Genomic DNA, 22,244 nt, shown 5'->3' with positions numbered 1-22,244 from the left:
CAGATCAACAACCCGGAGGAAGGAAAGGTTGCCACCGATACGGGGACGCAACGGCATAAGGCAAAAAGAAAGGGGCCAGAAACCCAGCCCCCTTCCAAAAACTCTTGCGAGTAGAAGCTTAGCGCTTCGAGAACTGGAAGCTACGACGGGCCTTGGCCTTACCGTACTTCTTACGCTCGACGACGCGGCTGTCGCGGGTCAGGAAGCCTTCCGCCTTGACCGCGCTGCGCAGCGCCGGTTCGTACTTCGACAGAGCTTGGGCGATGCCGTGCTTCACGGCGCCGGCCTGACCCGACAGACCGCCGCCCTTGACGGTGGCGATCACGTCATACTGGCCTTCACGCTCGGTGACGCCGAACGGCTGGTTGATGACCAGACGCAGGGTCGGACGGGCGAAATAGACTTCCTGATCGCGGCCGTTGACCGTGATCTTGCCGGTGCCGGGCTTCACCCAGACGCGGGCGACGGCGTCCTTGCGGCGGCCGGTGGCGTAGGCGCGGCCGAGGCTGTCGATTTCCTGGGCGCGCAGCGGAGCCGAGGGCTGAACCGGAGCGATCGGGGCGTCAGCAGCGACGGCATCGGCAGCGGCCGGAGCGTTGGCGGTCAGCGACGCGAGGTCGGACAGGGACTGGCGGTTATCGGACATTATGCACCCACCTTGTTCTTGCGGTTGCGCGACGCGAAATCGAGCACTTCGGGGTTCTGCGCTTCGTGCGGATGTTCAGCACCGGCGAAGATGCGCAGGTTGCGCATCTGCTGACGGCCGAGCGGACCACGGGGGATCATGCGCTCAACGGCCTTTTCAAGGACGCGCTCGGGGAAACGGCCTTCCAGAATCTTGGCAGGCGTGGTTTCCTTGATGCCGCCGGCGTAGCCTGTGTGCTTGTAATAGACCTTGTCGGTAAGCTTGCGGCCGGTGAACTTCACCTTGTCCGCGTTGATGATGATGACATTGTCACCGCAATCAACGTGGGGGGTGAAGGACGTCTTGTGCTTGCCGCGAAGGATGTTCGCGACGGTCGAGGCGAGGCGGCCGACGACGAGACCTTCCGCGTCGATCAGGATCCACTTCTTTTCGACCGTGGCCGGGGTTGCCGGCTTAGTGGTCTTCATCAGCGCCTTCATGGTGCCAATCTCCAGAATGAAATAGTGAATTGAACGTGTTTTGAGGGCGTTCAAAGATGGGCGCTAATGACCGGCACACCTTCAGAAGTCAAGAGATTCGGCCACTTTCCTGACGGGTAAAATAATACCCGTCATTTCGCGATCTGCTCGGCGACCCATTTTGCGTAGCTGAGATCGGCCATTTCGACCGGCAGAGCGAGGATTGCAGGCACATCATAGTCGTGAAGTTCGGCGATCCGCGCCATCAGCGCGTCGCGGCGCGACGGGGTGGTCTTGAACAGCACCGGCACCTCGGCCGACATTTCCAGGACGCCGTTCCATTCATAGATGGACGTGCCCTGAGCCAATATGTTGGCGCATGCGGCCAGACGCTCCTCAACAAGCTGGCGCGCGACGCGCTCGGCGGCTTCGGCCGAACCGAACAGCGTATAGACGAGCGCCACCCCGCTCATGCCCGGCGCGCCCCCACGGCATGCGAGCCCCAGGCGGCAGACGCGACTACCAGCGCGCCGACCGCTTGATGCAGCACCGCGAGCGGCAGAGCGATGCCACTGACAACCGTAGCGATGCCGAGCGCAACCTGCGTCCCGACAGCGGCATTGATCGCGATCGACGCGCCACGCTGCCCCGCCCGCTTTGCCTTGCGCGCGAGCAGGATCAGCATGGCGGCTGCGACCCAGGCCCACCAACGGTGGATGAAGTGGACGAGATAGGGGTCGTTGGAGATCGTAGCCCAGAGCGAGCCCAGCCACTCGATGCCCTCAGGCACCAAATGGTCGTTCATGAGCGGCCAGCTATTGGAGACATAACCCGCGTCCAGCCCGGCGGTGAAAGCGCCGAACAGCAGCTGGACGAACAGGACCAGCAGCACGAGCAGCGCAAATGGCGGCAGGATTGCAGGTCGGGCGGATGGATCACGCGCAACCGCGCGCAGATCGAGGGCGGTCCAGATGAGCCCGCCCATGATGAAGAGCGCCGTCAGGAGATGAATGGCGAGCCGGTAATGGCTGACATCGGTGCGCACCGAGAGGCCGGATTTCACCATCCACCAGCCGATCGCACCCTGAAGCCCGCCGAGCGCGAGCAGCGCGACAAGGCGCAGACCATAACCGATAGGGATGGCCCGGCGCCAGGCAAACCACAGCAGGGGCAGCGCGAAAGCGACGCCGATCAGGCGGCCGAGCAGCCGGTGCACCCATTCCCAGAAAAAGATGAACTGGAAATCGGACAGGGTCATGCCCTGCCGAAGCTGCTGATATTCGGGGATCTGCTGATAGAGGCGGAACGCCTCCATCCACTGGTCGTGCGTGATCGGTGGAATGGCCCCGGCAATGGGCTTCCACTGAGTGATCGAAAGGCCCGATTCGGTCAGGCGCGTGATGCCGCCGACCACCACCATGCAGAAAACCAGCGCCGCGACAGCAAGCAGCCAGCGGGCGATGGATGCAGGGCGGGGAGCGGACATGGCCGGGCGACGGAGAGCGATGGCGGTCATGACGGCGATCCATGCGCCGATGCCCCGATTGTTGCAAGAGGGCGACCCATGGACAAAAGGTCGCAGCGGCCCGCGCGAGCGGGATACAATTCAACAGACAGGCGTATCCCTGTCTATGCGGTTCTTAACAGAGGATAATCGATGACGGCGGCGAACAACATCGCCGGGATGATCGCGGCGCAAGGCCCGCTAGGCGAACTGACCACCCGTATCGGCGAACAGTCGCCATTGGGTCCGGTCGATCAATGGTCGCCCGCCCTGATATCGACAGTGCGACTGATGCTGTCGTCCAAGGCCGAGATCGTGCTGTTTTGGGGTCCGGATCTTTGCGCGCTTTACAATGAAGCATATGCCCCGACCATTGGCGACAAGCACCCCGCCGTGCTGGGCCGCCCCGCGCGCGAAGGCTGGGCCGAGTTGTGGCAAGATCTTGAGCCCCTGCTGCTGTCCGTCGTCGAGAAAGGCGAGACGGTCCATGCAAAGGACCGCCCTTTTTATATCGAGCGTGACGGCGGTCGAGGCGAAGAGGTGTTTTTCGACATCAGCTATTCGCCCGTATTCGAAAGCGACGGGTCCATCGGCGGCGCGCTGTGCATCGTCAGCGAAACCACGCAACGCGTGAAGGCCGAGCGCGAAATGCTGGCCGAACGCAATCGTTTGTGGACGCTGGCGCGAGACCCTTTCCTGGTGGCGGACATGACGGGCACATGGCTGTCGGCCAGCCCCGCCTGGACGGACATATTGGGCTGGAGCGAGGACGAACTGATCGGCCGGACGTCGGAATGGATGGAGCATCCCGAGGACGTCGCGCGCGTACGCAACGAACTGGAGACGCTGCAGCAAGGGGTGCCGACGCTGCGGTTCGAAAATCGCTTTCGGGCGAAGGATGGCAGCTATCGCAACTTCAGCTGGACGGCGGTGCCCGACAATGGACTAATCTATTGCGTAGCGCGCGACGTTACCGAGCAGCGCGCTCATAGCAGGGCGCTGGCAGAGGCGGAGGCGGCGCTACGGCAGGCGCAGAAGATGGAGACGCTGGGCCAACTGACCGGCGGCGTCGCCCATGACTTCAACAATCTGCTACAGGTCGTGACCGGCAATCTGGAACTTTTGCAACGCGGCCTGAAGAACAACGATCGACTGCGCCGGGCGGCGGAAAATGCGATGGCCGGGGCCGAGCGGGCCGCGATGCTGACGCAGCGGCTGCTGGCCTTTTCCCGCCGCCAGCCGCTGACGCCCGAGCGAGCCGATCCCAATCGGCTGGTCAGTGGCATGTCGGACCTACTGGGGCGCACGCTGGGCGAGACGATCGAGGTGGAGACGATCCAGACGGCGCGCGTCTGGCCGGTGGAGATCGACGTCAACCAGATGGAAAATGCGCTGTTGAACTTGGCAGTCAACGCGCGCGACGCGATGCCGGGTGGCGGCAAGCTGACGATCGAAGTCGCCAACACGCACATCGACGACCATTATGCCGCCCAGGAAGAAGAGGTGACGCCGGGGCAATATGTGCTGATCAGCATGTCGGATACGGGCCACGGCATGGACCCCGATACGTTGCGACATGCGATCGAGCCGTTTTTCACGACAAAGGAGGTCGGACGCGGCACGGGCCTGGGCCTGTCGATGGTCTATGGCTTCATCAAACAGTCGGGCGGTCATATCCGCGTCTATTCGGAGGTCGGTCAGGGGACCAGCATCAAGATCTACCTGCCGCGCCATCATGGGCCTGTGCCAGCCAATGACCGGGCGGAGGGAAGCCCACGGTTACCGCATGGCGGCGGCCATGAAACGGTGCTGGTATGCGAGGATGACGACAAGGTGCGCGCCTATGCCGTCGAGGTGCTGAACGAACTAGGTTATCGCGTGATAGAGGCCAATAACGGCGCAGCCGCGCTGGATGCGCTGGACCGCGCCACACCGCCGGTCGATCTGCTCTTTACCGATGTGGTGCTGCCCGGCGGGATGACGGGCGCGGACGTGGCGCGGGAAGCGGCGCTTCGGCGGCCGGATCTCAAGATATTGTTCGCGACCGGCTATGCACGCAACGCGATCTTCCACCACGGGCGGCTGGACCCGGGCGTCGAGTTGCTGACCAAGCCTTTCACCTATGCCGATCTGGCGGGAAAGGTACGGGAAATGCTGGACCGGCAAGAGACGCGGCAGGTGGGGTAATGGGCGGGCTTGGCCCTCGACAAATTGACTGAGATACGTGACGGCCACAAACCTCTGTTCGTATCGAGCGAAGTCGAGAAACGGATTAGAGCGCGCGCTTCACGTTTCTCGACTTCGCTCGATACGAACGGGGAGGCGTAGGAGGTCTTATCCGCTAAATCGCGCGCCAGGCGGCGACCAAGGCTGCGGCACGTTCCCCGACCACATCCGCGCTGTCGCCGGGGCGGTATAGAGCGCCGCCGACGCCTATGCCTTCGCAGCCCGCCGCGAGCCACTGACCGATCGTATCTGCGCCGGTGCCCCCTACCGCCCAGAGGCCGACATGGCGGGGAAGAACGTCCTTCACCGCCTTAACATAGGCGGGGCCGAGCTGCGCGGCGGGGAAAAGTTTCAGGCGGCGGGCGCCTGCTTTGACGGCCACGAATGCCTCGCTGGGGGTCAGAAAGCCGGGCAGCAGTTCAAGGCCGAGTTCCGCGCCGCGCGCGATCACGGCTGCGTCGGTATTGGGCGTGACCATGATGCGACCGCCGACGCGGTGCAGATCCTCCACCGCATCGACCGTCAGCACCGTGCCGCCTCCGATCAGAGCCTTAGCTCCGAAAGCTTGCTGAAGTGCACCGATGCTCTCCAGCGGGTCGGGTGAATTCAGTGGCACTTCGAGAATTTGGATCCCCGCATCGATAAGCGCCGCGCCGATCGCGGGGGCTTCTTCGGGACGCAGGCCGCGCAGGATGGCGGCGATCGGGGGCGCGCCATCCGCGAGCAGGGCGTCGAGTGTCATGCGTCATTCTCCGGAAGGGTGAGGCCGGCGAGCACGCAATCGTCGCCGTCCAGCATATGGGTGGTAAGGCCCTGCGCTTCCAGCGCCTGCGCGTAGTGGGTGCAAAGGCGCTGATCGCCGATCAGGGTGATGTTGCCTGCCTCCCCGAGCATCGCGGTGACCTCCGCAATCTCGCATCCGATCAGCAGGCCGGAAAGATAGGCAGCCGCCCAATCGGAAGACCGTCCGGCGCGCAGCCGCATCGACCGTGCGGCGAAGAGGCTGGTGAGCAGACCGCCCTGCCCAGCGCGGCCAAGACCTTCGGCAAAGCCATCGCCTTCTTCGGCAGGATTGTGCGGTTTCGACTTGGCGCCCAGCGTCGATTGGCCATGCAGCAGCGCGTAGAGTTCGCCAGTGGGAACCGTGCGGAAGGTGAGGATGCGGCCATCTTCGACCAGCGTCCACTTATTGTGCGTGCCGGGCAGGACGATCAGTTGGCGGCCATCGGCCAGATGGGGGTGGCGGTTGATGGCGCCGAACAGCTGTGTCTCCTCGCCCCGCATGACGTCCGGCACGCCATCGCTGCTGGTGCAGGCGAGCCCGGCGAGGATGGTGACGGGCACGCCGCGCCAGTCGAACCGGGCTGCGGCGGAGCGCCAGTCGCTGGAAGTAGCGGGACAATCGGCATAGGGCGCCTCCACCCAGCCGTCGCGCGCACCGGCCATGCCGCAGAGGCGAATGCTGCCGGGCATGCCACCGTCGAGCCAAGGCGCGATGCTGTCTGCGAAGGCTGCTTCCGCATTCGCGCCGACCGCAGCAATGCCGGGACCCTCGAGGCGCGCAATAACCTCACCCTGTTCGATGCGGAACAGGCGCAGTCGGCTCGTGCCCCAATCGCCGACGACGTCATAACCGCTCATATCTGGGGACCTGTGTGCTGCTGGGCTAACGGTTTCACGGGAGAATGCAATCCATCCTTGTCTGTCTATTTGTATGAGTATATTGACCGAGCGAAGACGTCAATCTGTTGCACAGCCCTAGCTTTTCAGGATGTTCTCATGGCCGTATCCTTCCCTGCCGACCGGAAATTGCGCAGCCGCGCCTGGTTCGACAACCCCGACAACATCGACATGACCGCACTCTACCTGGAGCGCTACCTGAACTTCGGCCTCAGCCTTGAGGAATTGCGGAGCGGCAGGCCGATCATCGGCATTGCGCAGACCGGGAGCGACCTGTCGCCATGCAACCGTCATCATCTGGTGCTGGCGGAGCGGATTCGCGAGGGCATAAGGGAGATGGGCGGCATCGCGTTGGAATTTCCCGTTCATCCGATCCAGGAGACGGGCAAGCGGCCGACCGCGGGACTGGACCGGAACCTCGCCTATCTGGGGCTGGTCGAGGCGCTGTACGGCTATCCGATCGACGGCGTGGTGCTGACCACTGGTTGCGACAAGACGACACCCGCGCTGCTGATGGCGGCGGCGACGGTCAATATCCCCGCGATCGCGCTGTCGGTGGGACCGATGCTGAACGGCTGGCACAAGGGCGAGCGGACGGGATCGGGCACGATCGTCTGGCATGCGCGGCAGTTGCTGGCGGCAGGTAAGATCGACGATGAGGGCTTCATCAAGCTGGTGGCGTCGTCGGCGCCCTCGACCGGCTATTGCAACACCATGGGCACGGCGACGACGATGAACAGCCTCGCCGAGGCGCTGGGCATGATGCTGCCCGGATCGGCGGCGATCCCTGCGCCCTATCGCGATCGGCAGGAGGCCGCCTATCGCACCGGCAAGCGCATCGTCGAAATGGTGGCGGAGGATCTGAAACCTTCCGACATCTTGACGCTGGACGCATTCCATAATGCGATCGTGGTGAATTCGGCGATCGGCGGATCGACAAATGCGCCGATCCATCTGGCGGCGATCGCGCGCCATGCCGGGGTCGAACTGCCGCTCAAGGACTGGGAGGCAGTGGGGCATAAGGTCCCGCTGCTGGTGAACCTCCAGCCGGCGGGCGAATATCTGGGCGAGGATTATTATCATGCGGGCGGCGTGCCTGCGGTGGTCGGGCAGTTGATCGGCCAGGGCCTGATCCGCGAGGGGGCGATGACCGTCAACGGCAGGACCATGGGCGAGAATTGCCGGGACGCCGCGATCGAGGATGAGAAGGTCATCCGGCCCTTCGCCCAGCCGATCAAGGAGGAGGCGGGATTCCTGGTCCTCTCCGGCAATTTGTTCGACGCGGCGATCATGAAGACCAGCGTCATCAGCGACGAGTTCCGCCAGCGTTATCTGTCCAATCCCAATGATCCCAATGCCTTTGAAGGGCCTGCGGTCGTATTCGACGGGCCGGAGGATTATCATGCGCGGATCGATGACCCGGCGGTGGGCATCACGGCCGACACGCTGATGTTCATGCGCGGCGCGGGGCCGATCGGCTATCCCGGCGCGGCGGAGGTGGTGAACATGCGGCCGCCCGCATATCTGATCACGGAGGGCATCAGCGCCCTGCCCTGCATCGGCGACGGGCGGCAATCAGGCACCAGCGGCAGTCCCTCGATCCTGAACGCCTCGCCAGAAGCGGCGGCCACGGGTGGCCTGGCGCTGCTGCGGACCGGCGATCGGGTGCGGATGGACTTGAATGCAGGCATGGTGAATGTGCTGATTTCGGATGAAGAACTGTCTGCGCGGCGATCGGCTCTGCTGGCCGAGGGGGGCTACCCCTACCCCGCCTCGCAGACGCCATGGCAGGAGATTCAGCGCGCGCTGGTCGGGCAACTCGACAGCGGCGCGATATTGGAAGGGGCGGAGAAATATCAGCGTATCGCCCAGACCAAGGGCCTGCCGCGCGACAATCATTGAGCGGTCAGGCGAGCATCGGCGGACGGCGGCTGCGGGCGACTTTCTTTGAGAGCGGCATTGCCGTACGGCTGGCGTTCGATGACTGGCAAGGAGCGAGCGTTGGGCAGCGAAGGCAAGCATTCAGCTGAACGCATGTTCGGACATGAGGAGGGCGGCCTTCGCATCCACCAGGCGATCGCCCGGCAGCTGGGCAGCGCGATCGTCGCGGGAAAATACAGACCCGGCGAGCTGTTCGAAGGCGAGATCGAGGCAGCCGAGCGGCTTCGCGTGTCCCGCACCGCTTATCGCGAGGCCGTGCGCATCCTGATCGCGAAGGGCATGCTGGAAAGCCGCCCCAAGGCGGGCACCCGCGTGCTGCCGCGCAGCCGATGGAATGTGCTGGACCCGGAGATGCTGGCCTGGATGTTCGCGGGCGAGCCGGACCCCGCCTTTGTGCGCGACCTGTTCGAACTGCGCGGCCTGATCGAACCATCGGCTGCGGAACTCGCGGCGCGGCGGCGGACCGATGCCCAACTGGCGACCATGGAGACAGCGCTCTCGACGATGGGCGAGCATGGGCTGGCGACCGAGGAAGGGCGCGCGGCGGATCAGCAGTTCCACAATGCGATATTGGCCGCGACGCAGAATGAAGCGCTGGCGGCGCTGGCAAGCTCCGTGGGCGCGGCGGTCAGTTGGACGACCATGTTCAAGCAGCGGAAGTCAGCGCCGCCGCGCGATCCGCTGCCGGATCATCGCGCGGTTTTCGAGGCGATTGCCTCCCGCGACACGGCGGCGGCGCGAGCGGCGATGACGGAGCTGTTGCGGCTGGCGCTCGCGGATATGGATATCGCGCTTACTGAACCTTGAGAGGTGGGCGGTAGCTTTTCGCCCGGAGAGCCTCGCCGCCTTCAGACTCGGTCCAAGATGTCGCGGAGGCGACTGGCCAGGTCTTGCAGGGTGAAGGGCTTGGGCAGCAGGGCAATGCCCGGGTCGAGCTTTCCGTCGCGCAGGAAGCCGTCGCGGGTATAACCGCTGGTGTAGAGAATCTTGAGGTCGGGTTTCAACGTACGCGCGCGTTCGCTCAGATCCTTGCCCGACATGCCGGGCATCACGACATCGGTGAAGAGAAGGTCGATCGACTGGCCATCCGCCTCAATCAGGCGCAGCGCGGCATGGCCATCCGCCGCCTCCAGCGCTCGATAGCCCAATTCCCGCAAAGTCTCGACCGAATAGGCGCGCACGGCATCATCATCCTCGACCACCAAAATGGTCTGGCCTGAAGCCGAGAGGTCGTGGGCCGTCACTCGGTCCTCCTGCGTCCCCTCCGCATCGCCGGTGAAGCGCGGCAGGTAGATTTTGACAGTGGTGCCCTGCCCCTGTTCCGACAGCACTTCCACATGCCCGCCCGATTGCTTGACGAACCCATAGACCTGGCTGAGGCCAAGCCCGGTCCCGCGCCCGATCTCCTTGGTGGTGAAGAAAGGTTCGAAGATGCGCGACAGTACCGGGGGAGCCATGCCGGTGCCGGTGTCGCTGACCGCGACCATCACATAATTGCCGGGCGCGACATCGCCGCAAGCGGCGGCATAATCGCTGTCGAGATAAGCGTTGGCGGTCTCGATCGTCAATGTTCCGCCATCTGCCATGGCATCCCGCGCATTGACAGCAAGGTTCAGCAGCGCGCTTTCGATCTGGTTGGGATCGGCCTCTACCGGCCAGAGATGCGGGGCATTGACCGTCTTGAGCTGGATCAGTTCGCCTAGCGCCCGCTTCAGCAGGTCGGATAGCCCTTCCACCACGCGATCAAGATGCAGCGGCTTGGGTGACAGAGGTTGGCGCCGGGAAAAGGCGAGCAGGCGCTGGGTCAGCGCGGCGGCACGTTCCGCCCCCTGCCGGGCGTTTGCGATGGCGCGCACCGCCTTAGCCGGATCGCCGCCATTGGTGAGGCCCCGCTCGGCCAGTTCGATATTGCCGTTGATGACGGTCAGCAGATTGTTGAAGTCATGTGCGATGCCGCCGGTCAGTTGGCCAACGGCCTCCATCTTGTGCGCCTGGCGAAGCTGTTCCTCCACCGCGCGCTTTTCGGTGAGATCACGGGTTACCTTGGCAAAGCCGATCAACCGTCCCTGTTCGTCATGGATCGCATCGACGATGATATTGGCCCAGAATTGCGTGCCGTCCTTGCGCACGCGCCACCCTTCGGCTTCGAACCGGCCAGCCGTGGTGGCAACCTCCAGCGTGCGGGCGGGCATGCCCGCTTCCCGATCGGGTTCAGTGTAGAAGCAGGAGAAATGCCGGCCGACAATTTCATGCGCGGAATAGCCCTTGATCCGTTCCGCGCCCGCATTCCAGTTGGTGATCGTGCCCGTAGCATCGAGCATGCACATCGCATAGTCGGTGACGCCCTGGACCAGCAGCCCGAAGCGCCGCTCGCTCTGTTCCAGTTCGCGGAAGGCTGCGCGGATTTGCTCCGTACGCTGCTCGATCCGCTGCTCCAGCGTGGCGTTGAGTTGGCGCAATTCCCCTTCGGCCACGGTGCGGGCCGCGATTTCACGCTGCGCCTTGTGGTGGAGGCGCGCATTGTCGATCGCGATGGATGCGTGCCCCGCGACGCCCGCCATGATCTTTTCATGTTCAGCGGTAAAGCGGCCCGCCAGATGATGGCCGAAGAACAGGCCGCCTTGGACTTCGCCACTATGCGATACGACGGGCACGGCAAGATAGCTGGTGACAGGCAGATGGCCAGGCGGCATGCCCTTGTGCGGAGCGTTGTGGCCATAGCGGGGATCCGCCCGGATATTGTCCGACCGCACAATCCCCTCCCCTGCGAAGGTCGGGCCAAACACGGCGGTGTTGCGCGGCATGGACAAATTGCCGAACGCCTCACGCGGAACGCCGGAAAGGCTGTAGAGCATGTAGCTCTCACCCTTCTGGTCGACGAGATTGTAGAAGAAGGCTCCGAATTCCGCGCCGGTCAGTTCGACGGCGGCGTCGGTGATCGTCTGGACGACGACATCCAGATTCTGTTCCGCCGCAACGGCCGCGCCCATGCGGTTGACGATTTCGAACGAGGTTTGCAGCGACACGTTGCGAATCGCCGCGCCGACCAGCCGAGCCAACTGGCTCAACATTTCGACGGATAGTTCGTCGGGGGCGTCCACCTCCGCCCAGTAGGCGCCGATCGCCATCGGCTTGGACCCCGTATCGACCGGCGTCATCACCATGCTGCGGACGAAAGTGGCGCTGTAGAGATGGTAGGGAACGCGTGGATCGGCGGAGATGTCCGAGATGATCGCCGGTTTCCCATGGGTCATGACCCAGCCCGACACGCAAGACGAACGTGGAAAGCGCTGGCCCGCCCACAGCGGCTCAATCGCATCTTCGGCGACATAAAAGCATTCGTCGCCTTCGCCCAACACGACCGTAATGCCCTGCGCACCCGCAATGCTGCGCGCAGCCGTCCGCACGACCTCCACGACATCGCCGAGCGATCGGGCGTTCGCCAGCCGCTCGGCGGCTGCGAACAGCGGCGTCCAACGCAGGGACGCCTCATGGTCCGGCAGCATCATGTCCAACGGGGGCAACCTCGGGGAAAGCTGTGCCAGCTACCATAACGCTTTGTTTTTGAACAGCCAACTCCTCCATCGTGGGGAAGATGGTGAAAAGTCGGTCAACCTTTGCGGCACCAGGGGGCATTGATAAAGGTCAGGGCGCAACGGGCGGCAAAGGGCTATGGTGACGCTGGCGGCGCGGCCGAGTCGCGTCATTCCGATCAATGGCCCGGAGGCGGCATGGCGGACAGCGAGCGCCTGCGCCAGATGATGGTGGAGCGGCAGATCGCCCGCCGCGGCGTCGGCGACCCACGCCTGCTGGCGGCCATGCGCCAGGTGCCGCGCGAGAATTTCGTTCCAGAAGAGCTGCGCGACTTCGCTTATGAAGACAGGCCGCTGCCGGTCGAGGGGGGCCAGACGATTTCGCAGCCCTATATCGTCGCCCGAATGATCGAGGCTGCGGCGATCCGCGCAAGCGACCGGGTGCTGGAGATCGGCGTCGGGTCGGGCTATGCCGCCGCGGTCATGAGCCGCCTTGCCGCGCATGTCTTTGCGATCGACCGGCTGGGCGAACTGGCCGCACTCGCGCGCGGGCGGATGGAACGACTGGGCTATGACAATCTATCGATCCGCACCGGCGACGGTACGGAGGGGTGGCCGGAACAAGCGCCCTTCGACGCCATATTGGTCGCGGCAGGCGGTCCTTCCGTGCCGCCGCCGCTGCGCGAACAGCTGACGATCGGCGGGCGCCTGGTAATCCCGGTGGGCGAAGCGAGAGAGCAGCAACTTATGCGCATAACCCGCACCGGCGAGGAAGCGTTCGAAACACAGAAGCTGGAGGCGGTGCGCTTCGTGCCTCTGATCGGCGCTCATGGCTGGCATGATACGAAGGCGCGATGAAAGCGCATCCCGGACGGCCGCGTCCTTGTGCAGTTAGTCCGAAACCGTCCGGGATGACGTCATTGCCATTCGAAGAATGACAACGCTGTCTTGGACTTTTAAAGATTTAGTCTGATCGATCAAGCCCTTTTTGACCCAGGATGATCGATTATAATTTTTCGGCCAAATGACGGCCGCGAATGCTTGTTTTCTCCCACTTTTCCGTGCCAAGGATCGCTCATCATGAGAGGTGGATACAGCGAGCAGCCGCGGATCGCGTGGCAGGATCTTCATGCCGAGCATCCATGACGTAGCGGCGGTCGCTGGCGTTTCGATCAAAACCGTCTCGCGGGTGGTGAACAAGGCGCCCAATGTCAGTGCGGAACTGCGGGAACGGGTGACGGCAGCGATCCGTCAGCTGGATTATCGGCCCAATCAGTCGGCCCGGCGGCTGGCAGGCGGGCGGTCCTTCATGATCGCTTTCCTCTACAACAACCCCGTGGCCAGCTATATCAGTGGTATCCAGGCGGGCGCGGTGAACCGGTGCCGGGACCTCGGCTATCATCTGGTGGTCGAGCTGATCCCGCTGGAGGGTGAGGCGCGGTTCGAGATTCTGGAAGGGCTTGTGGCCGCGCTGCGCCCCGACGGCGTGTTCCTGGCCCCGCCGCTGTCGGACGATCCGGCAGTGCTGCAGTGGCTGTCCGAGCGGAAACTGCCCTGCGCCCTGATCGCCGGTTCGGTGAGCGCGCAGGGCCTCAACATTCCCACGCCCGAACGGGCTGCAGGCCGGATGGTAGCCGATCATCTCATCGCGCTCGGTCATCGGCGCATCGGCATTATCACGCCGCCGCCTAGCCATGGCGCAGCCGCCTGCCGGGTCGATGGCTTCCGCGACGGCCTCGCGGCTGCGGGCCTTCCTCGCGAGGAGAGCCTGTTCGTTGAGGGTGGGTTCGACTATGCGTCCGGCATCGCGGCGGGCGAGCATCTGCTCGGCCTAACGAAGCCACCGACGGCTGTCTTCGCGACCAATGACGATATGGCGCTTGGCCTTCTGGCGCTGGCGCGCCGCCGGGGGTTGAATGTGCCGCAACATTTGTCCGTGGTCGGATTTGACGACACGCCGGCTAGCTTCACCGCTTGGCCGCCGCTTACCACGGTGCGCCAGCCGCTCGCCGAAATGGGGGCGGCTGTGATCGACTCGCTGATCAACGGCCCATCGGAGCCGCCAGCGTTCCGCTTCGAATTGGTGCAGCGCGACAGTTCCGCGCCGCCCTTCCCTTAGCCTGCTTAGCCTGCGAACAAGGGCGTCGGCAGGCCCTTCACGCCCGCATCGACCTCGAACAGCCCGCCATCATATTCGCTTTCGGGCAGGCCCACGGCCGCCGAACTTACAAACATGCGGTCGAGATTTGCTCCGGCGAAACAGATGTTCGTGACCTGCCGCGCTGGCAAGGGAATGGCGCGATCAAGCTTGCCTTCGGGCGTGAAACGGCTGATGCGCGCGCCATCCCAATGCGCGATCCACAAATGACCGTCGGCATCAACGGTCATGCCGTCAGGATAGCCATCCTCTTCGCTAAAGCGGATGAACAACTCCCGGTCTGCAAGGCCGCCGCCTTCCGTCCGGGCGAAGCGATAGACGCTGCGCCGCGCGCTGTCCGTATGGTAGAGCCAAAGGCCGCAGGGGGAGAAGGCCGGGCCATTGGGCACCTTGTAGCCGCTGTCCATCTGGAGCCAGCGCCCGTCTGGATCCAGGCGGTAGAAAGCGCCGCTCTCCGCCTGCTCCGCCATGTCCATCGTGCCGCACCAGATGCGTCCTTCGGCATCCGCCTTGCCGTCATTCATCCGGTTGCCGGGCAAATGCGGCTCAGGGTCGCCGATCGGTTCGATCGCGAGCGGATCGAGCGAGAGACGGGCGAAACCGCTCTGCAATCCGGCGATGAAGTCACCGCCCTGCCGCTCGACGATCCAACCGATCGGCTCAGGCATGGCCCAGCGTAGGATGCTGCCGTCGGCAAGTGACAGGCGATTGACCGCTGGTGCGACTATGTCGGTCCAATAGACAGCATTATCGCGCGCGGACCATAAGGTGCCTTCGCCCAGCGTGTCGCGAATATCGCGCTGGATCAGTTCCCACTGCGCCATCGGATCAGCGCATTACCGACAAGCGATAGATCATGACATGCCGATAGGGCTTGCCGGGGTCGAGCCGCGCTGACGGGAAGTTCGGATGATTGGGCGAGTCCGGGAATTTCTGGGGCTCAAGGGCGAAGCCGTCGCCCATCCGGTAGAGATGACCATTTTTGCCGACGAAAGTCCCATCGAGAAAGTTGCCCGAATAGAATTGCAGCCCCGGCTCCGTGCTCAGCACCTCAAGGACACGGCCTGAAGGAGGGTCTTCCAACCGGGCGGCAAGTTCAGGGTTCGCGGTCGTCCCCTTGTCCAGCACCCAATTATGATCGTAGCCGCGGCCCGACCGGATCTGCGGATCGGCGCCGTCACGGACTGCGTCATCCACCCGGCGGGGCGTGCGGAAGTCGAACGGGGTTCCCGCGACCGGCCTTATCTCACCAGTGGGAATAAGCCCGGCATCGACGGGGGTATAATCTTTTGCCGGAATCGTCAGCAAATGGCCGAGCGCACCGCCCGGCGCGCCCTCTCCGGCCAAGTTGAAGATGGCGTGATTGGTCAGGTTGACGACGGTCGGCTTGCTTGCCTCCGCCTCGAAACTGATGGTCAGCGCACCGCTTTCGTCCAGCGCATAGCTGATCCGGGTGTCGAGCCTGCCGGGATAGCCCGCCTCTCCATCCGGACTGCTGTAGGACAGGACGAGTTGAGGCCGGGGGCCGCCGGTCAGGGACACGACCTTCCACACTTGCTTGTCGAACCCTTTGCCGCCGCCATGCAGCGTGTTGCCTTTGTCGTTGAGCGGCAGCTGATAGCTCTGGCCGTCAAGGGTGAACTTGCCGCCTGCAATGCGGTTCGCATAGCGGCCCACTGTCCCCCCGAAATAATCGGGCCGCGCCAGATAAGCCGCGAGATCGTCATAGCCCAGCAGCACGTCGGCCTGCTTGCCATTGCGGTCAGGCCCGGTCAGCGACTGCAGCGTGGCGCCGTAGGTCAGTATCTTGGCGGAAACGCCGTGCCCGTTCGACAGCGTGATTGCTTCGACGGGCGTGCCCTCGGGCAGATGACCTGCAGGCGCGCGGCTCGTCTCGGCGGCCAATGCTGATGCGCTTGCCATCACAAGCGCCAGATAATAGGACGATGATGTTCGAAAAGCATGGCTGATCCAGGCCCTCTGCATGCATGCCCCCTTGCTACCGAGATATTGACGCCCGACAGCGAGCTATATACTCGGACAAATTGAAAGAGCACAAGCCTGTTAGCGCCTGTTGGAGAAGATGAATGCCCGCACCTCCCTCATCATCAGCCACTCTGACGGCCGAACATCACCCCGCTACTCGATATGGGCCGGCGCTGACGCTGCTGGCGAGCCTGTTCTTCATGTGGGGCTTCATCACCGTCATCAATAACACGCTGCTGCCCCACCTGCGCAGCGTATTTGAACTCAACTATACCCAGACGACGCTTATCGAGTCTGTCTGGTTCATCGCTTACTTCGTGGCATCGATCCCCTCGGCCAAGCTGATCGAGCGGGTAGGCTATCAAAAGTCTCTGGTGATCGGCCTGCTGGTCATGGCCGCCGGATCGCTGGGCATGATGCTGGCGGCGAGCCTGCCTTCCTATGGCGTGACCTTGGCCATGCTATTCGTCATCGCCAGCGGCATCACGCTGCTGCAGGTTGCGGCAAATCCCTACGTCGTCGTGGTGGGCAAGCCGGAAACCGCATCGTCGCGCCTCAACCTGGTGCAGGCGATGAATTCTGCCGGAACGATGCTGGCGCCGCTGTTCGGCGCTTATCTGATCCTGGGGCGGTCGAAGGGCGGTACGGCTGCCGCCGGAACGGTGCTGACCGAGGCGGAGCGGATCGCCGACGCCCAGTCGGTGATTTTGCCCTATGCGCTGGTTGCGGTGGTTCTGGTAGTGCTGGCCATCGTCATCGCCCGTTTCCCGCTTCCCGCCATGGGATCGGCGACGGCAAGGCTGGCCCGGGAAGAACGCAAGAAACATTCGCTCTGGTCGCACCGCAACCTGGTTTTCGGCATTCCGGCGATCTTTATCTATCTGATCGCGGAGATTGGCGTCGCCAACCTCTTCGTGAATTTCGTCAGCCAGCCGAACATCGCGAACCTTACCCATGAGCATGCGGGCCGTTACCTGACGTTCCTATGGGGTGGCATGATGGTCGGCCGCTTCGTCGGTTCGGCGATCATGCAGAAGGTCGATGCAGGCAAGGTATTGGCCGCTTTCGCCACCGGCGCCTTCATCGTCATGATCGTCACCGTCCTGTCCGACGGCCCTGTCGCCATGTGGTCACTGATCCTGGTGGGTCTTTTCCATTCCATCATGTTCCCGACTATCTTCTCGCTCGGCATTCGGGGTCTGGGACCGCTGACCGAGGAAGGGTCGGGCCTGCTGATTATGGCGATTGCAGGCGGATCATTGGTCGTGGTGCAAGGATGGCTGGCCGACAATTATGGCCTGCAGACGTCCTTCCTGCTGACCGCGGTCTGCGAACTCTACATTCTCTTTTATGCGCTGTGGGGTTCACGCCCCACGCACGTCCTGCCGGACCAGCATCTGGAATAAGGGGCTGACACGGTCGGAGAATAGGAAGGCCGGGGCGCGCATCGCTCCGGCCTTTTTTGCTGCGCACTATTCGGCGGCAAGGGGATAGGCAGCGCGCGGGCTTTCCGCAGAAAGTGCGTCGATCAGAGCCCTGATGATCGCCTGAAGCCGCGGCAGGCCGGGGCCCGGCCGATCGAGCGCCGCGTCGAGATAGAGGCTGCGGTCCACCTCCACCTGCAGCGCATAAAGATCACCGGCAGGGTTCCCATGCCGTTCGATCATATGATCGCCCGCATAGGGATGGTTCTGCGCAACTGTCAGCCCATGGCCGGTCAGCACATCCGCCGCCAGCGTCATAAGGCGCGCCGACGCAGCGCGGCCGAAGCGGTCGCCCAGCACGACCTGCGGAGCGGCCTGCCCCGCGGCGGCGGGTGGAAGCGGCGGCATGGAATGCAGGTCGATCAGCACGGCATGGCCGTGCGCGTCCCTCGCCGCCCGCATCATCCGGCTGAGGCTCGCATGATAGGGGCGGTGAATGAGGTCGATCCGGCGGCGCACCTCGTCCCAGCCGACTGGCCGCTGCCACAACTCATAAGCGCCGGGCAAGCGCCGGGGGATCAGGCCCAGCCCTCCGCGCAGCTTCGCACTGCCCTGGAATGAGGCGTCGCGCGGCAGGCCCGTCACCATGGCGGGATCAATCTCCCGCTCATGGCGATTAAGGTCGATCATCGCGCGTGGCGCACGCGCCACCAGCACATGATAGTCCCGTTCGATCAACGGATAGGCAAGCAGGTCCGCCCACCGGTCCTCTAGCCGTCGCAACACGTCCGGCGCGACTCTGGCTCCGTCCAGCAGCGCCGGGTCATAATCGCGCCCCGCATGGGGCACTGAAATGATGACCGGCGCGATGGGGCGTTCCGGGCCGTAAAGGTCATGCGATGCGGTGGATTCGGCCGGAGCGCGCGGTGCGGAATAGCTCAAATCATCTCCTTCCACAGGACGCCCCCAAAAATGGTTACTCGGCTGGATATCTCTGGCTGTTCTCGCATATAATGGCATGCAGCGCCACCCAGGAGGGGTGCCGCACCGATCGGCCGAGACCGGCCAGAGACGAGACTGACTTAAAGCGATGGTTCGAATTCTGCTGGCCGAAGATGATGACAGCATGCGCACCTATCTCGCCCGCGCGTTGGAGCGGTCGGGATATGAGGTGGTGGCTGTGGCGAACGGCTCGCAGGCCGTGCCGCACATCGACCGCGACCGATTCGACCTGCTGCTGACGGACATCGTCATGCCGGAAATGGACGGTATTGAACTGGCCCAGCATGCTGCGGCGGTAGCGCCGGACATGCGAATCATGTTCATCACCGGCTTCGCCGCCGTGACGCTGAAAGCCGGCAAGGCGGTGCCGCAAGCCAAAGTGCTTTCAAAGCCGTTCCATCTGCGTGATCTGGTGCTGGAGATCGACCGCATCTTCGGCAGCACCAGCATGACGGGCCTTAACTGAATCGATCAACCGGCGACGACTTCCTCCATATCCGGAGTCGGGGGCAGCGGTGCGCCAGCCATGGCGGCGGCGAATCGCTTCCGATCCAAGCCGCCCTCCCATGCCGACACCACAATGGTGGCGACCGCATTGCCGATGAAGTTGGTGAGGCTGCGGCATTCGCTCATGAAACGATCGACGCCCAGGATCAGCGTCATGCCCGCAACCGGAACGGACGGCACGATCGACAAGGTCGCCGCCAAGGTGATGAAACCCGCGCCGGTAACGCCCGCCGCTCCCTTGCTGGACAACATCGCCACCAGCAGCAGCAGGATCTGATCGCCCAGGCTAAGATGCACATTCGTCGCCTGCGCGATGAACAGCGCCGCCAGCGTCATATAGATATTGGTGCCATCGAGGTTGAAGCTGTAGCCGGTAGGCACGACCAGGCCGACGACGGACTTGCGGCACCCTGCCCTTTCCATCTTTTCGATGAGGCTGGGCAGCGCCGCTTCTGAGGAGGAAGTGCCGAGCACCAGCAGCAGTTCCGCCTTCAGATAGCGGATGAGGTGCAGGATGTTGAAGCCCGCCAGTCTGGCGACGAGCCCGAGTATGAGCAGGACGAACAGCAGGGAGGTCAGATAAAAGGTCGCGACCAACCCGATCAGGTTGGCGAGCGCGCCCACGCCATATTTGCCGATGGTGAAAGCCATCGCCCCCAGCGCACCGATCGGCGCCGCCTTCATCAGGATGGAGACGAGCTTGAAGATCGCATGGCTCGCCGAATCCAAGACTTGCATCAGCGGATCGGCCCGGTCGCCGATCAGCGTCAGGGCGATGCCGAACAGGATAGCGACGAACAGCACCTGTAGGATGTTATGCCCGTCCGCGACCGCCGAGATCAGCGTTGCCGGGATGATATCCATCAAGAAGCCGGTCAGCGTGCGATCATGCGCCTGCTGCTGATATTCCGCGACCTTGCCCGCGTCGAGGCTGGCGGGATCTATGTTCAGCCCGGCCCCCGGATGCACGACATTAGCGACGATCAGGCCGACGATCAGGCCGACGATCAGGGCCAGGGTAGAGAAGGTCAGGAAATAGTCGAAAGCCTTCGCCGCCACCCGCCCTATCGCGCCCAATTCCTTCATGCCGGCAATGCCGGTGACGATGGTCAGGAAGATGACCGGGGCGATGATCATCTTCACCAGCTTGATGAACGCCTCACCAAGCGGTTGAAGGGCGATGCCAGCCTGCGGGAAGAAGTGGCCGATGAGGACGCCGATGCCGATCGCGACGAGCACCTGCACATAAAGCTGGCGGTAGAAGGGCAAGGGTGAGGTCGCTCCGGCCGTCGCATCGTCGAACTTTATCATGCTGCTGAGCGCCCCCTTTGCACCGCAGCATATGAACTGCGCACCTTCTGTCCAGAGAATTGAGTGAAAGGCGAATTTCCCGCTTGCGCCCCCCCCGGACCGCCGCTATTGGCGCAACTCCCGTGGGCGTGTAGCTCAGTGGTAGAGCACTGTGTTGACATCGCAGGGGTCGCAAGTTCAATCCTTGCCACGCCCACCATCGAAAACCCCGTCAAATCAACGATTTGGCGGGGTTTTTGTTTGCTCGGAGGAGGCCAATGGCCAACCCGGGCCTTCGGCCCTTTCGGCAAATTTTGGGCAAATCCCCCGCTTCTTTTGGCAATTTCTGGGCATGCGAATGCCGGGCGATCGCAGCCACTTCCCGAGTCGCGGACGCCATCGAAACAGACTGTGGGTGTGGCAGGCGACGTCCGTTCGCTGCTGCTCAGCCAGACCGATATGGCAGCTTCGCCTAGGCCAAGCTTGGTCCGATGGAGCGCCCTTAGAGATGGTCTGTGCACCGACCCGCAGCGACCAGCCTCAAGGGCTCGGGCGCCACCTGAAGTGATGATCAATTGCCTCCAGGCTCGCGACACTCCGCCTTGGCCCGGCATCCAGCCTCCGGCGAAAGGGTCCGCGGAATGCGAGCGATCTTCATCAGACATGGCTCGTCGCTCGTCCCGCATGCGGAGAGATCCGCCCGGCGCAGGCGGCGAACAAAATTAAAGGAAACCAAGATGCTATCCATCCGTACCCGTGGGAAGCACGGCATCTATTACATCCGCGGCTCAGTCGGACTGGGCAAGAAGAAGATCATCGTCAAGGAATTCAGCACAGGAACGAGCGACCCCGACGCCGCAGCCCATCTGATGGCTGAGCATGAGACGAAGCTGCGTCACCAGCTGATGTTCGGTCCGGCCGCTCTCGTCGCGCAGGGAACCATCGCCCAGGCCTTCGACAGCTACCTGACAAAGGCAAAGCCCCCATGTGCGTCCGACGTCCTGCGCATCGGGAAGCTCAATGGCCTCATCGGCGACTTCAGCCTGCGCGAGCCCAAGCAGGCGTGGGAGCATTTTCGCCGCGCCTATCTCACCGGGCATGACCCGGCGGGCCAGGACCGCTATCGCTCAGTGTTCCAGGCGGCAATCAATGTCTATCATGAGTTACATGATCTCCCGCCGCTGCGGATAAAAGCCATCCCGTTCAACAATGAGCGAGTGCGCTTTCTCAGCAAGGAAGACCGCGACCGGCTGATCGCAGCCTATTCGCCTCACATCCAGCCGATCATCACCATGCTTGCCTTCCATGGTCCGCGCATCCAGACCGCATTGCAGTTGCAGTGGGGCGTCGAGGGCGTCGATATGCAAGAGGGATCGATCCGGCTCAATCACACAAAGAACGCGATCATCCGGTCCGTACCGATGCATCCTCGCGTGATGGATGTGCTGCGCCCGCTTTGGGAGAAACAGGGGCGGCCCACAAAGGAGCATGTTTTCCTCAACCGGTTCGGTAAACCCTATCAAGACACCCGCAAGGCGAAGATCCCCGGTGGCAACCCGATCAAGAATCAGCATGCCACCGCCTGCCAGCGCGCGGGGATCGAGGATTTCACCGTCCATGACTGGCGCCATCACTGGGCGTCTCACTGCGTCATGGCGGGCATCGACCTCATCACCATCATGAACATGGGCGGCTGGAAATCGCTGCGGATGGTCCAACGATATTCAAGCGTCAGCGTGGATCACATGCGGGAGTCCATCAACAGGTTGAGCTGAGGCAGATCTTTTGGACCTGGGGCAGACCACATGGTCTGCTCCGTTCCGCCGGTGAGCAGATGAAGCAGCTTAAACCAAATGCACTCGAACTGTCATCATATGATGCTATATTCC

At 63.3% G+C, this 22,244-nt stretch carries 19 protein-coding genes and 1 tRNA gene; 9 read left to right on the top strand and 11 right to left on the bottom strand.

Features of this window, described 5'->3' with window-relative positions:
- Positions 1-118: 118 nt before the first annotated feature.
- From rpsI to ACFO3E_RS10900, 4 genes are all read right to left on the bottom strand, one after another.
- Positions 119-646 (bottom strand): 30S ribosomal protein S9, encoded by a 528-nt coding sequence (rpsI, locus tag ACFO3E_RS10915; RefSeq protein WP_082919615.1) that lies wholly within the window; start codon positions 644-646, stop codon positions 119-121.
- Positions 646-1,125: a 50S ribosomal protein L13 gene (rplM, locus tag ACFO3E_RS10910; protein WP_082919614.1), complete on the bottom strand. Its 480-nt coding sequence runs from the start codon at positions 1,123-1,125 to the stop codon at positions 646-648. The genes rpsI and rplM overlap by 1 nt, the downstream gene beginning before the upstream one ends.
- Positions 1,126-1,256: 131 nt before the next feature.
- Positions 1,257-1,577, bottom strand: coding sequence for a divalent-cation tolerance protein CutA (gene cutA / locus ACFO3E_RS10905; RefSeq protein ID WP_066527223.1), 321 nt, complete (start codon positions 1,575-1,577; stop codon positions 1,257-1,259).
- A complete protein-coding gene (locus ACFO3E_RS10900; RefSeq protein WP_066527222.1) occupies positions 1,574-2,620 on the bottom strand; it encodes a COX15/CtaA family protein in 1,047 nt (348 codons plus the stop codon). Before ACFO3E_RS10900 ends, cutA begins: the two co-directional genes overlap by 4 nt.
- A 141-nt stretch (positions 2,621-2,761) precedes the next feature.
- Here ACFO3E_RS10900 and ACFO3E_RS10895 point away from each other — a divergent pair, with 141 nt between their 5' ends.
- On the top strand, positions 2,762-4,795 hold the full coding sequence (locus ACFO3E_RS10895; protein ID WP_066527219.1) for a hybrid sensor histidine kinase/response regulator: 2,034 nt from the start codon (positions 2,762-2,764) through the stop codon (positions 4,793-4,795).
- 154 nt (positions 4,796-4,949) lie between these two features.
- On the opposite strand, the gene ACFO3E_RS10890 is transcribed toward ACFO3E_RS10895, so the two are convergent.
- Entirely contained in the window at positions 4,950-5,576 is a 627-nt protein-coding gene (locus tag ACFO3E_RS10890) for a 2-dehydro-3-deoxy-6-phosphogalactonate aldolase (RefSeq protein WP_066527218.1), read from the bottom strand.
- A complete protein-coding gene (locus ACFO3E_RS10885) occupies positions 5,573-6,475 on the bottom strand; it encodes a 2-dehydro-3-deoxygalactonokinase (RefSeq protein WP_066527215.1) in 903 nt (300 codons plus the stop codon). The genes ACFO3E_RS10890 and ACFO3E_RS10885 overlap by 4 nt, the downstream gene beginning before the upstream one ends.
- A gap of 138 nt (positions 6,476-6,613) precedes the next feature.
- Between ACFO3E_RS10885 and ACFO3E_RS10880 the strand changes: the two genes are divergently transcribed.
- Together ACFO3E_RS10880 and ACFO3E_RS10875 are read left to right on the top strand one after the other, a co-directional pair.
- Positions 6,614-8,416 (top strand): IlvD/Edd family dehydratase, encoded by a 1,803-nt coding sequence (locus ACFO3E_RS10880; protein WP_066527212.1) that lies wholly within the window; start codon positions 6,614-6,616, stop codon positions 8,414-8,416.
- Between the two features lie 99 nt (positions 8,417-8,515).
- Positions 8,516-9,262 (top strand): FadR/GntR family transcriptional regulator, encoded by a 747-nt coding sequence (locus ACFO3E_RS10875; protein WP_066529196.1) that lies wholly within the window; start codon positions 8,516-8,518, stop codon positions 9,260-9,262.
- A 41-nt stretch (positions 9,263-9,303) separates the two neighbouring features.
- Here ACFO3E_RS10875 and ACFO3E_RS10870 read toward each other — a convergent pair whose 3' ends face one another.
- Entirely contained in the window at positions 9,304-11,964 is a 2,661-nt protein-coding gene (locus ACFO3E_RS10870; RefSeq protein ID WP_066527211.1) for a GAF domain-containing protein, read from the bottom strand.
- Between the two features lie 222 nt (positions 11,965-12,186).
- On the opposite strand from ACFO3E_RS10870, the gene ACFO3E_RS10865 reads away from it, so the two are divergent.
- Entirely contained in the window at positions 12,187-12,846 is a 660-nt protein-coding gene (locus ACFO3E_RS10865; protein ID WP_066529194.1) for a protein-L-isoaspartate(D-aspartate) O-methyltransferase, read from the top strand.
- Between the two features lie 271 nt (positions 12,847-13,117).
- On the top strand, positions 13,118-14,107 hold the full coding sequence (locus ACFO3E_RS10860; protein ID WP_066529189.1) for a LacI family DNA-binding transcriptional regulator: 990 nt from the start codon (positions 13,118-13,120) through the stop codon (positions 14,105-14,107).
- A gap of 5 nt (positions 14,108-14,112) precedes the next feature.
- Here the strand turns inward: ACFO3E_RS10860 and ACFO3E_RS10855 are convergent, their stop codons facing one another.
- The gene (locus ACFO3E_RS10855; protein ID WP_066527208.1) at positions 14,113-14,970 is read right to left on the bottom strand and encodes an SMP-30/gluconolactonase/LRE family protein; all 858 of its coding nucleotides are present in this window, start codon (positions 14,968-14,970) and stop codon (positions 14,113-14,115) included.
- 4 nt (positions 14,971-14,974) lie between these two features.
- Positions 14,975-16,132 carry an aldose epimerase family protein gene (locus ACFO3E_RS10850; protein WP_066527207.1) on the bottom strand — a complete coding sequence of 386 codons (1,158 nt, stop codon included), beginning with the start codon at positions 16,130-16,132 and terminating at the stop codon, positions 14,975-14,977.
- Positions 16,133-16,233: 101 nt separating this feature from the next.
- On the opposite strand from ACFO3E_RS10850, the gene ACFO3E_RS10845 reads away from it, so the two are divergent.
- Positions 16,234-17,538: a sugar MFS transporter gene (locus ACFO3E_RS10845; RefSeq protein ID WP_066527205.1), complete on the top strand. Its 1,305-nt coding sequence runs from the start codon at positions 16,234-16,236 to the stop codon at positions 17,536-17,538.
- A gap of 66 nt (positions 17,539-17,604) precedes the next feature.
- On the opposite strand, the gene ACFO3E_RS10840 is transcribed toward ACFO3E_RS10845, so the two are convergent.
- Complete coding sequence (locus tag ACFO3E_RS10840; protein ID WP_066529188.1) at positions 17,605-18,498, bottom strand: N-formylglutamate amidohydrolase; 894 nt, start codon at positions 18,496-18,498, stop codon at positions 17,605-17,607.
- A gap of 148 nt (positions 18,499-18,646) precedes the next feature.
- Between ACFO3E_RS10840 and cpdR the strand changes: the two genes are divergently transcribed.
- Complete coding sequence (gene cpdR, locus ACFO3E_RS10835; RefSeq protein WP_066527203.1) at positions 18,647-19,024, top strand: cell cycle two-component system response regulator CpdR; 378 nt, start codon at positions 18,647-18,649, stop codon at positions 19,022-19,024.
- A gap of 5 nt (positions 19,025-19,029) precedes the next feature.
- Here cpdR and ACFO3E_RS10830 read toward each other — a convergent pair whose 3' ends face one another.
- Positions 19,030-20,376 (bottom strand): dicarboxylate/amino acid:cation symporter, encoded by a 1,347-nt coding sequence (locus ACFO3E_RS10830; RefSeq protein WP_380804671.1) that lies wholly within the window; start codon positions 20,374-20,376, stop codon positions 19,030-19,032.
- Positions 20,377-20,500: 124 nt separating this feature from the next.
- Here ACFO3E_RS10830 and ACFO3E_RS10825 point away from each other — a divergent pair.
- Positions 20,501-20,575: transfer RNA gene (locus ACFO3E_RS10825), tRNA-Val, on the top strand.
- Positions 20,576-21,092: 517 nt separating this feature from the next.
- Positions 21,093-22,130, top strand: a complete 1,038-nt coding sequence (locus ACFO3E_RS10820) for a tyrosine-type recombinase/integrase (protein WP_380804668.1) — start codon at positions 21,093-21,095, stop codon at positions 22,128-22,130.
- The last annotated feature ends 114 nt before the right edge of the window (positions 22,131-22,244 follow it).

It is taken from the genome of Sphingobium tyrosinilyticum (assembly GCF_042654265.1).
GTDB classification, from domain to species: Bacteria; Pseudomonadota; Alphaproteobacteria; order Sphingomonadales; family Sphingomonadaceae; genus Sphingobium; species Sphingobium tyrosinilyticum.
The sequence above is the reverse complement of the archived record's forward strand: the minus strand, read 5'-3'. Positions and strand labels throughout refer to the sequence as shown.